Genomic DNA, 12,368 nt, shown 5'->3' with positions numbered 1-12,368 from the left:
AATAATGAGCAAAAATGTTTATCAATTTATTGATGTAAAACGCATAGACCCAGCAAAGAAGTCGATTAGCGAACGTAAAATTAACTTTGTTGAAATTTACCAACCGATGGGTAATGAACAAAGTGCGGGTCAAGCGGACCGTTGTCTAGACTGCGGTAACCCTTATTGTGAATGGAAGTGCCCAGTGCATAACTACATTCCACAATGGCTTGAATTAGTGACTGAAAACCGTATCTTTGAAGCAGCTGATTTATGTCACGAAACCAACAGCTTGCCAGAAATGTGTGGTCGGGTTTGCCCACAAGATAGGTTATGTGAATCAGCATGTACCTTAAACGATGAATTTGGTGCGGTAACCATAGGTAATATCGAAAAACATATTACTGATACTGCTATTGCGCAAGGTTGGAAGCCCGATTTATCTCACGTAGTAAAAACAGGTAAACGTGTAGCCGTCATTGGTGCAGGTCCCGCAGGGATTGGCTGTGCTGACAAATTAACTCGTAACGGTGTTGATGTTGTTGTTTATGACAGACATGCACAAATTGGTGGTCTACTTACCTTTGGTATTCCATCATTTAAATTAGAAAAAGATGTTATTCAAACTCGCCGTGAAATTTTAGAAGGTATGGGTATTGAGTTCCGCTTAAATATTAATGTAGGCACAGACATAAGCTTTAACGATATCAGTGAAGAATATGATGCTGTTTTCTTAGCTTTAGGTACTTATACAGATATGAGTGGTGGCTTTGACAATGAAGGATCTAAGGGTGTTTATAACGCATTAGATTTCTTAATTGGAAATACTCAAAATTTAATGGGCATCACTAAAGCGGATAATGCTCAAGTTAAGCCTTATGTAAATTTTAAAGATAAAAAAGTCATTGTACTGGGTGGTGGTGATACTGCTATGGATTGTGTACGAACTTCTATTAGGCAAGATGCAACAAGCGTGACCTGTGCATATCGTCGTGATGAAGCGAATATGCCAGGTTCACCTCGCGAAGTTCAAAATGCCAAAGAAGAAGGTGTTAATTTCGAGTTTAACCTACAGCCACTTGATATAGCTATTGATGAGCAAGGTATTGCTATTGGCGTTAAGTTTGTTAAAACTCAACTAGGCGCACCTGATGCTAATGGTAGACGCAACCCAGAGCCTATAGCCGACAGTGAGTTTATTATGGAAGCCGATGCCGTTGTTATCGCTTTTGGTTTTTTACCAAGCCCACCTCAATGGATGGTAGATGCTGGCGTAGAATTAGATGCTCGAGGCCGCGTTGTTGCTGTTGACAGCTCTGACTTTGCCCTGCAAACAACCAAGAAAAATGTCTTCGCTGGTGGTGATATGGTACTCGGCTCTGACTTAGTCGTTACTGCCATTGACCAAGGTCAAAAAGCAGCTATAGGTATCTTAGATTACATAACTCAGTAGTTAACAGTCACATTGAAAACTTGTAAAGCTGCCCGTTATAACGGGCAGCTTTTTTATTGCCTCTTCTCTAGTGTATAAGCTACATCCATGTAAAGTCCTTGTTGAAGCCCACTTAAATCACTCTGTTCGTTGAGCCTACGTAAACACGTCATGATTTGCTACGAGTAATAGTTCACCTCACCCTACCTGTCAGCAGGGCGCATTGCTTCAAGTTCTTCAGTCAATATTTTAGCGTAATATTCTTCAACTTTGATTGCAGAATCAGGTACTATTTTAACGATCACCCTCATCATTTCGCTACGTAATTCAGGTAATGTTCGGCCAATATCTATAGCCATCTGAACCACATGCTCAGGATACCATTTAGCCAATTGTTGAACTAACTCATAAGCCAGCTGAGGTTGAGCGGTAACCAATACACGAGTAACATCAAGTATTTGGTCAGGTATTGTCTCTTTCATTACTTCGTGAAGACGTAATACATTTACACTTTCAGTTGCTGCAACAGCTCCAGCGATACCCAACCCCATGGTAGGGTCATGTTTAGCAATTGCTTGAGTCATTTTTACCGCCGCTGCGGGATCTGATTCAGCAATGGAAAGAGTCGCTTCTTCCTCTGCACTAAGGGGGCGTTTAGGTTCAATAAACTCTGTTCTCGGGTCAAGATCAATGGCAGAAAAAATTTCGGCTCCCTGCATCACAAAATTTTCCTGTTCCTCTACTGGCAATGCTTGTCGTGCGGTCATACGATAAATAACAAACCCTGCTAATAACAGTTGGCTTAATGCCAAAAAGTAGAAGAGAAAAACACTACCCAAAGTATCCATGACCAAAGATGCCGCATATGGCCCTATAACTCCTCCCATAGCGAAGGCAAAAATCATCCCGCCCATGGCGGCGACCATTTGATTCTGTCTTAATTTATCAAACGCTTCAGACATACTTAGAGGGTATGTACAGGCAATGATGCCACAGGTAATTGCAGTCGAACCAAAAACACCAACCAGATTACCTGCTGCTGCAAACGCAGGTATAGTCAAATCAACCAGCGCTGAAATAACCAATATACCAAATAATACGGTACGACGATCATAACGATCCGACAAGTAGCCCACAGGAAACTGTAGAATAAAAGCCCCAAATATTGCGGTACCTATATAGAGCGAAAGCTCAAAATCAACAATATTATATTCGCTGGCAAAGACAGGCAATAAATTAAATGACGCGGAATAAATCACGCCAGAGACCAAACAACTTACCACACCTAAAGGTGATATTTTATAAAGCGCTCGCAGTGACATAGCGCTCACTTCCTCGACCACCGGCCCTGGATGACGACTTAGTGCTAAGGGGATCACCGCAGCGCAGAGCAAAATCCCAGCGACTACAAATAAAGTAGTATCTTGTGGGCTGGCTAGGTTCATAAAGAACTGACCGCCGAACAATCCACCTAACCACACAGCATTGTATACCGCTAATGTTTTACCTCGTGTTTCTTTGGTTGAACTTGAACTGAGCCAACTCTCCATTGCAGTGAATGCACAGGCATTACAGAACCCCGTCACCACGCGCATAGAACCCCACAGTAATGGCTCTGAATAGAGGCTACAAACCAAAATACTGATGGCCCCTAGAGCAACACATCCGGCAAAAACTCGGATATGACCAGCACGTTTTATCAAGTTAATACTCAGTAGTGCGCCCAACAACATACCAACAAAATAAAGCGACAGCACCATACCGATAGTATCGATACCAGCACCATCTAAACTCATACGCACCGGTAATAATACATTGATTAAGCCATTCGCTAACAGTAAAACGAAACAACTAACAAATAGTGGAAACAGTGTTTTAAAAGTTGAATGCATAAGTAAAACCTTCTATAAAACTGACAACTCAATTTCTTCTAACGAATAAAAAAGCGATACCTTATTTAAAATAAGATATCGCTCAGCCCCTAATATTTAGGAGATTACTTAAAATAGAAAGTAACTATTACTTCATAGTTGGCATTGAAAACTCTGCCCCTTCGCGAACACCAGCCGAAGGCCAACGTTGGGTAATTGTTTTACGCTTGGTGTAGAAACGTACAGCATCTGGACCGTAAGCATGTAAATCACCAAACAACGAACGCTTCCAGCCACCAAAACTATGGTAAGCAACAGGCACAGGTAACGGTACATTGATACCAACCATACCTACTTGAATGTGGTCAGAGAAATATCGAGCCGCTTCGCCATCACGCGTAAAGATACAAGTACCGTTACCGTACTCATGGTCATTAATTAAATCCATAGCTTGTTGCATTGTTTCAACGCGCACAACCTGTAATACCGGACCAAAGATTTCTTCTTTATAACTTACCATTTCAGGCGTTACATTATCAATCAAGGTACCACCAACAAAGAAACCATCGCTGTAACCTTCAACTTCAGGGTTACGACCATCAACTACAATGGTTGCGCCTTGTTCTTCGGCATGATTAATATAACCAACCACTTTATCGCGATGCTGGCTAGTAATAACAGGACCAAAATCGTTGCTGCTTTCGCTAAACACACCAACTTTAAGACTTGCCATTGCTGCAGTCATTTTAGTAATTAACGCATCAGCGGCAACGTCACCAACAGCAACAGCAACAGATAACGCCATACAACGTTCACCTGATGAACCAAATGCTGCACCCAATAATTGATTAACTGCATTGTCCATGTCCGCATCTGGCATTATGATAGCGTGATTCTTTGCGCCACCTAATGCTTGACAGCGTTTACCATTGGCATTGGCTGTAGCATAAATATATTCAGCGATAGGCGTTGAACCAACAAAACTAACGGCTTTTACGCGTTGGTCAGTTAATAAAACATCAACAGCAACTTTATCGCCATTAATAACAGTCATTACGCCATCAGGTAAACCAGCTTCTTTTAATAACTGGGCAATAAATAACGTTGAACTTGGATCGCGCTCTGACGGTTTTAAGATGAAACAATTACCACAGGCAATTGCCATCGGGAACATCCACAATGGAACCATCGCAGGGAAATTAAATGGCGTGATGCCAGCAACAACCCCTAAAGGTTGAAATTCGCTCCATGAATCAATGTTTGGTCCAACATTTTTACTGTGCTCACCTTTTAATAACTCTGGTGCACCACAAGCATATTCAACGTTCTCAATACCACGTTGTAATTCACCCGCTGCATCATGCGAGATTTTGCCATGCTCTTCGCCTATCATCTTGCATATTTTATCAGAATTAGCTTCAAGTAATTCTTTAAAACGAAACATCACACGTGCACGTTTTATAGGTGGAGTATTGCGCCATTTTGGAAATGCAGCTTCTGCAATAGTTATTGCTTGCTCTACTGTTTCGACAGAAGCCAATGCTACTTGTCGAATTGCTTCACCCGTTGCAGGATTAAACACATCTTGGGTACGGGCGGCGTCGGTACAAATTTCACCGTTAATTAAGTGTCCAATTATATTCATAAGTAATTCCTAAATAAGTCCTAAAATTTTAAAAAATAATGTTAATGGCTGAGATTAATCCCATAGCCCTTGGTAAATAGTGATAATTTCGTTGATAGATGGTTCAATGGGGTTATTACCTGGTGAGCCTGAAGCCAACGCTTGCTCTGCCATCGTGTGACAAACCTCAAAGAATTCATCGCGCTTAATACCAAACTCTTGTGGGGTTGGTACCGCTAATTCATCATTTAGCGCGCGCAGTTCGATTAATAATTTCTGGTTAGCCTCATCATTATTATCTAAGTCAGTGGCTATACCCATTGCTCGGGCACAATCAGCGTAACGTGCTGGGGCAGCAGAAATTGAAAAGGCGGTGACGCTTGGTAATAACATTGCATTTGATAGGCCGTGAGGAACATGAAAAAAAGCGCCAATAGGTCGACTCATACCATGTACTAATGCCACCGATGCGCTAGAGAATGCAACACCAGCTAGGGTTGAACCCAGCATCATAGCTTCACGCGCTTTTTCATCACCGCCATTGTTATATACTTTGCGTAAATTTGGCCCTATTAGCTTAATTGCGGCAATCGCTTGACTATCGCTATAGGCATTGGCCTTCTTACTAACATAAGCTTCCATGGCATGTGTTAATGCATCAATACCCGTATCGGCCGTCGTTCTTGGCGGCAGACTCATTGTTAATTTATAGTCAACCAACGCTGCAACAGGCATGAAACCGATGCCAACACACAGCATTTTCTCGTCACTTGTTTCGTCGGTGATAATGGTGAATTTAGTTACTTCAGAGCCAGTACCAGCCGTTGTTGGTATAGCGATAAGCGGTAAGCCTTCTTATGTGACCATGCGAGGAAAGCGATAATCCTGCATTACGCCACCATGTTTAGCCAAAATAGCAATGGCCTTAGCACTATCAATTGGGCTGCCGCCACCGAGGGCAATAATGCAGTCATAATCACCATTTTTGGCTTTGGCAACACCAGCCTGAATAGACGCTACCGTCGGTTCTGGCACCGTATCGTCAAAAACATCACAGGCTATATCATGCTGTTGTAATACCGTTTGAATAGTGTTGGCGTAACCCAGTTTAACCATCATTTTATCAGTAACAATTAAAGCTCGGTTACAATTTAGGCTAGCTAATACATTAGGCACTTCAAGGCTGGCACCATAGCCAACTTGCATAATGCGTGGCAATATTATTTGCGAAGACATAGAAATAATTCCTTATTACAAATTCTACTAATTAAGATGTGTATATAAACCCATCTAGATAATTAACAACTTAAGTTATTTAAACATTCCGGCGTAGGCTATTTAATACTGCTTACACCGGAACATAAAAGATTAAGAAGTGATATTTACTGCTTTTAAGTTGTCTGCTTTTTCAATCTCATCTGCTGACTGACTGTTTTCGTCAGTTACTTTCGACGTCGCTACACCCGGTAAAGGCTCTTGACGAAGCGATTTGAATAAAGCCCAAGTTGTCAATATGAGTACGACTGAGTAAGGCAACGCGGCAACAATAGACGCCGTTTGCAATGCCTTCAGTCCACCTGCGAGTAGTAATACTCCAGCAACTGCACCAATTGAAAGTCCCCAGAACACTCTGAAACGTGCAGGTGGATTAGTATCGCCCATAGACACAAGGGTACAAATAACTAAGGTCGCAGAATCCGCCGAGGTTACAAAGTAGGTTACTAACATTACCACACAGATTGATGCACCAATTAACGTTAACATTGGACCTAGTTCCATCAGTTCTAGCGTAGTAAATAGTGCCATAGTGATATCTTTATTAACCGCTTCAGTAATGCCGCCAGCGCCAAATAATTCAATAAAGATTGCGGTATTACCGAAGATCGTTATCCAGAAAGTAGCTAAAATAGTTGGCGCAAGTAACACACCTAATACAAACTCTTTAATAGTACGGCCTTTTGAAATTCGCGCTATAAATATGCCTACAAACGGAGCCCATGCAATCCACCAACCCCAATAGAAAATAGTCCACCAGCCTTGCCATTGTCCCTTAGGATCTGGGTCTATCCAAAGACCAAGTGATACGGCATTAACCAGGTAATCGCCAACATTAGTCGCAAATGCACCTAACAGATAGGCGGTTGGGCCCAAGACCAAGAAGAAAGTCAATATAACCGTGGTTAGGTGCATATTGTATTCACTAAGAATCTTAATACCTTTATTTACACCACTTAATGCCGACAATGTCGCTAATATTGAAACAATTGCAATCAGCACCACTTGATTCGTGGTGGATACTTCTATGTCAAATAAATAACTAAGACCGGCATTCATTTGCTGAGCACCAAGACCTAATGAGGTAGCAATACCAAACACCGTGCCAAATACCGCTAGCAAATCAGCCGCATGACCAATAGGACCATAAATTCGGTCACCAAAAATAGGATAAAGGCCAGAACGAACAGACAACGGCATCCCTTTTCGGTATGAAAAATAAGCTAGCGATAAACCTGCCATAGCAAATATTCCCCAACCATGTAATCCCCAATGGAAAATACTAATACGCATAGCTACTTGCGCCGCTTCGGCTGTTAATGCCTGTCCTTCAGCTATAAATGGATTACTCTGAAAGTGATAAATAGGTTCGGCTATGCTCCAAAATAGAATGCCAATGCCTATTCCTGCGCCAAATAACATCGAAAACCAGGAAAAAAAGTTATATTCAGGTTTTTCATCATCAGGACCAAGACGAATACTCCCGTATCGACTGAACGCAGTATAAATAGATAAGAATAGGAAAAAGCTTGCTAAACCAATGTAGTACCATGCAAAATTTGACGCAATAAAGCCTTTAGCCTCGGTATAAATTGAGCCTGCATATGTAGGGTCTATGACGGTAAACAGCACAAACAAAGTGACAAGTATCGCGGAGCCAACAGCCATCACTGGATTAACCCCAGCCAGCACCCCATTGCTTTTAATCATATTTGAAATGTTCTTCATGTTGTAACTCCTATTATTAGTTACTGGTTGATTAAGGTATTGCTTTACATTAATCAATCTTGTGATCGGTATATTTTGCCATGAATCATCATGTACAAAGTTTAGTGCCTTAAATATGTTGTTCTAATTCTAGTTCTATTTAAATTCATATTCTTCGGTTAGGTTATGGGATACCAGCGGTTTAATTATTCCACATTGATACAACATAAAAACACGACCAAAACGACACGAGCATCATTTTGTGGAAGAGTCGGAATAATCACAACCAATAAAAATCACCCCAAAGGTATAAAAATATTTATGAATGTAATTAGATAATTTATGAAATACTATTCGACAGTTTTAAACGAACTAAATTTAAAAAGACCATAAAAACCCAATAAAAAATAATAGAAACTATAATAATAAATAATAAAGATGGGACTACTTCATGAAGAAAAGATTACCACCACTTAACTGGATACGGTCATTTGAGGCCGCCGCGCGTCACCTAAGCTTCACGCATGCCGCACTCGAATTAAATCTCACTCAAGCAGCCGTTAGCCAACAAATTAAAGGCCTTGAAAGTCAGCTTGGCGCTGTATTATTTAAACGCTTACCGCGTGGTTTAGAACTCACTAATGCTGGTTCGGCATATTTGCCTGCCGTACATGAATCAGTAGAACGATTAAGTATCGCCACCGAAGAGATTTTTGGCCAAGGCCGAACTGATTTACTTAATGTTAAGGTTAACTTGGTGTTTTTTTTAAAGTGGCTTGCTCCAAAAATAAGTAACTTCAGAGCGTTACACCCAAATGTAAACTTACAGATAACGAGTAATATATGGACTGATGATAAAGAAAGTTCCGCCGATAACGATTTTGAGATTCGTTATGGCAAAGGAAAGTGGCAATCATTAAAATCAGACCGTTTGACGTGGGATGAGTTATTTCCAGTGTGCAGTCCCGATTTTATGAAAAAGAACCCATCATTATTAACCCCTGATGATTTACCCAATCATACTCTGTTACACGTTATAGGTTATGAGGAAGGCTGGGGGCATTGGTTGAATCAAACAAATCATGAACACATAAAACCAAGTCAAGGTTTTCAATTTGACACCTTAGTGACAGCGCTTGAAATGGCAGCACAAGGTGTAGGCTTGGCACTCGGACGTACAAGTTTAGTTGATGACATGATCAAATCGGGCCGCTTAGTTGTACCTTTTGATCAAAAAATAGCAACGGATGAGGCCTTTTATCTGGTATATGCCCGAACGCAGGCGAGACACCCTCATGCCGATATTTTTAGAAGCTGGTTATTAGAAGAAGTTGCACAACAATAATTCCCCCTTCCTAGCAAGCAATACAGGGATGTATTCAAATCTGCTAATCGTAAGACCCACTTCAATTCAAACCTCCCATACCTTATCGATATAACCCCATGACCGTTCAAACTGCCGAATTTCAGTGGAAATTAAAAATGCTTTAGGCAAGGTAAATAATTTAAGCATAGTCATTATCTGCTTAGATTTTTTAAGGCGTTATAAAACATATTTCCATTTTATTTTTCCGTTGTTACTCCTTTGACCAAAGTTAATTATCCATAAATAAAATTATGCCTTTGGGGCGTTTTTTATTGCTGGTTCACTTTCTAAAGACATCATATTATCAACCAACCGAATAACTCACAGTACTAAATCGACAGTGATGTGGGTATAACCTTTTAATAAATAACGAAATTTAAAGTGACAACTTAGAATTCGTTAAAAGAGATACCCAAGAGATTGAACATATTTTTAAGTTCAACAGAATGGATATCAAGAGTAAAAGAGCCTAAGGACAATTTAATATGAAAAATAATTTACCGTTAGTCGGCGTGCGCGTTATTGATTTTGGTCAACAAATTGCTGGACCAGCTGTCGCGATGATTCTTGCCGACTTAGGTGCCACGGTTATCCATATCGATCCACCACAAGGCCCTCAATGGGATCATCCAGCCAATGCCATTTTAAATCGTAATAAAAGCAGTTTACGATTAGATTTAAAATCTGATGAAGGACTTAATCAAGCACTGGCGTTAATTGAGAATGCCGATGTGGTACTTGAAAGTTTTACTCCGAATGTAATGAATCGTTTAGGTATAAACTTTACAAAGTTACGTGAAGAGCGTCCGGAATTAATTACCGTATCATTGCCTGGATTTGCCAGTAACGATCAGCTTCGTAAAGAATGGAAAGCGACTGAAGCTATTGTCGCGGCGGCATCCGGCGCATTTACTGATATGGGATTCAATCGAGTTTTAATGGGTTTAAATCCAAGTTTTTCACCTTTGGCACTTGGCTCATCTTATGCAACCACGCTAGCAGCAAGTTCTGTGGTTATGTCATTGTTATCACGTGAAAAATCTGGCCGCGGCGACCACGTTGAAGTACCTATTGTTGCAGCATTAATGGAAGGCTTGTCGTATAACTCAGTAGTCATTGAAGATACACCAGATCGTTACCTGACCATGCGTGAACATGAAATTGCTCATCGCAAAGAAAACAATATTGACATGGATCTTAGTTATCAGGATTTACAAGAATATTTAGACCCGTTTTATCGCACATACCAATGTAGTGATGACCGCTTCTTTTATGTTGTATGTCCATCACATCGTAACCATGCAAGTCGCTGTTTAAAAGCAATGGGTATCTATGATGAACTTCGCGCTGAGGGTTTACCTGAGGTTGAAGATCTTCATTTACCCATAAACGAATGGGATGGTGAAACATCTATTGGTGTTTACCCTTTACCTAAAAAATGGGCTGACATCATTTCGATTAAGATGAAGAGAGTCTTTTTAACTAAAACATCAGAAGAATGGGGTGTTATCTTCGGTGAAGGGCAAATCCCAGGAGCTCCGCATCGCACCACACAAGAATGGGTTAACAGCGAACATTGCAATAAATCTGGACTAATAGTTGAAGTAGAAGACCCTCAATATGGCGTCATGAAACAACCAGGTCCTATTGCTTGGCTAGAAGAGTCAGTAAATCAAATGTTAACGCCAAAACCGCGCAAAGACGTTAATTTTGATCAAGCAATATCGCAGTTAGTCGCTGTTGCCAATGATGAAGTAGTAGTACGACCTAGCGGAAAAAATATTGATACGGCATCTCAGCACGGTTGGTTAGATGGCGTGCGAATTTTAGATTTGACCAATGTCATTGCCGGTCCTCATTCCACCGCATTTTTAGGCCGTTTTGGTGCAGAGGTTATAAAACTCGATCCCGTCACGCCACTTTACGATCCGTTAATTGGTACATTTTTTACCTTTCAAACCAATATTGGCAAGAAAAGCGCGTTAGTTAATATTAATACTGATGAAGGTAGAGAAGCCTTTGAACTGCTGGTGAAATCGGTTGACCTAGTTGTTATTAACGCACCAGAGCGTCAAATGAAACCACTGGGTTTAGACAATGAAAGCTTACAGGCGATAAATCCTGGGGTTTTATTCTGCCGTTTAGATTGTTTAGGTGGCCAGAAACGAGGTCCAAAAACTGACTATATCGGCTATGACGATATTATTCAGGCCAACAGTGGAATAATGAGTCGTTTCGGTGGTAATAAAACACCTGAAGAACACGCTCACTTAGGTACGTTAGACGTTAACTGTGGTTTTGCTGGTGGTTTAGGTATGGCGCTATCGCTTTATCACAAACAAAAAACCGGTCAAATATCCAGAGCAAGAACCTCTCTCTCTGCAGTGACAAATTTGGCACAAGTTAAATTTGCCTTTGATTATAAAGATCGCGGTCCATTTGATGAAGCATCTGGTCGTGAAGTATTAGGTAATGATGCGTTATCACATTTTTATCAGGCCAATGACGGTTGGGTTTACCTTGATTCAGATAGCGATCAATTAGCAATACTTGAAACTGTTGATGGGTTATCTGGCATCAGTCAAGTAGATTGCATTAGCGACTTCCTTACCCATGCTTTTAGTAATGACTCAGCCGAGAACTGGGCACAAAAACTACGTCAAGCTGGTCTTCCCGCCGTTCAACCCATGAGTATTGAAGAGTTGCGTGATCAATATACCCGTGAAGCTGATGGCACTGTTGGTATAGATCGTGGCAGTTATGCTTTCTCAATTTATAATAATCATCCAAGTGGCCATCGTGTTACTTTGATCGATCACTATTCAATTCGCCCAACTGAAGCGTCTATTTTTGCTCAGCCTGAAACCGAACGGTTTGGTCATTCAACAAAAACAGTGCTTGCAAGTATTGGTTACAGCGACGAAAAAATTCAGTCAATGATTGACAATAAAATTGCTGGCACCGGTTGGGGCAAAGAATTCTTACCTAGCTAGTAAGTTAACAGCCATTTCAACAATTATTACCACAACTATTACAACATCCATCGACGGCATTTATTGCTGTCGATGAAAAACGATAGAAAAAAAACAACACGTTACCCTTAATTAAAACTAT

At 40.8% G+C, this 12,368-nt stretch carries 6 protein-coding genes and 1 pseudogene; 3 read left to right on the top strand and 4 right to left on the bottom strand.

The window, feature by feature from the left end:
- The first annotated feature begins 4 nt into the window (after positions 1-4).
- Complete coding sequence (locus ESZ36_RS08365) at positions 5-1,432, top strand: FAD-dependent oxidoreductase (protein WP_146786259.1); 1,428 nt, start codon at positions 5-7, stop codon at positions 1,430-1,432.
- A gap of 182 nt (positions 1,433-1,614) precedes the next feature.
- Here ESZ36_RS08365 and ESZ36_RS08360 read toward each other — a convergent pair whose 3' ends face one another.
- The 4 genes and pseudogenes from ESZ36_RS08360 to ESZ36_RS08345 all read right to left on the bottom strand — a co-directional run bounded on the left by ESZ36_RS08360 (position 1,615) and on the right by ESZ36_RS08345 (position 7,909).
- Positions 1,615-3,303: an MFS transporter gene (locus tag ESZ36_RS08360; protein WP_146786256.1), complete on the bottom strand. Its 1,689-nt coding sequence runs from the start codon at positions 3,301-3,303 to the stop codon at positions 1,615-1,617.
- A gap of 127 nt (positions 3,304-3,430) precedes the next feature.
- Positions 3,431-4,927: a CoA-acylating methylmalonate-semialdehyde dehydrogenase gene (locus ESZ36_RS08355; RefSeq protein WP_146786254.1), complete on the bottom strand. Its 1,497-nt coding sequence runs from the start codon at positions 4,925-4,927 to the stop codon at positions 3,431-3,433.
- Positions 4,928-4,981: 54 nt separating this feature from the next.
- Positions 4,982-6,142: pseudogene (locus ESZ36_RS08350) on the bottom strand (iron-containing alcohol dehydrogenase).
- Between the two features lie 132 nt (positions 6,143-6,274).
- The gene (locus ESZ36_RS08345; RefSeq protein ID WP_146786251.1) at positions 6,275-7,909 is read right to left on the bottom strand and encodes a BCCT family transporter; all 1,635 of its coding nucleotides are present in this window, start codon (positions 7,907-7,909) and stop codon (positions 6,275-6,277) included.
- 430 nt (positions 7,910-8,339) lie between these two features.
- Between ESZ36_RS08345 and gcvA the strand changes: the two genes are divergently transcribed.
- Both gcvA and ESZ36_RS08335 read left to right on the top strand, forming a co-directional pair.
- A complete protein-coding gene (gene gcvA, locus ESZ36_RS08340; protein WP_146786248.1) occupies positions 8,340-9,233 on the top strand; it encodes a transcriptional regulator GcvA in 894 nt (297 codons plus the stop codon).
- 506 nt (positions 9,234-9,739) lie between these two features.
- Positions 9,740-12,247, top strand: a complete 2,508-nt coding sequence (locus ESZ36_RS08335; protein WP_146786245.1) for a CoA transferase — start codon at positions 9,740-9,742, stop codon at positions 12,245-12,247.
- Positions 12,248-12,368: the final 121 nt, after the last annotated feature.

Origin of the sequence: Colwellia demingiae, from assembly GCF_007954275.1 — a bacterium.
GTDB lineage: Bacteria > Pseudomonadota > Gammaproteobacteria > Enterobacterales > Alteromonadaceae > Colwellia > Colwellia demingiae.
Note: the sequence above shows the minus strand (reverse complement) of the source record. Positions and strands in the feature narration are given on the sequence as shown.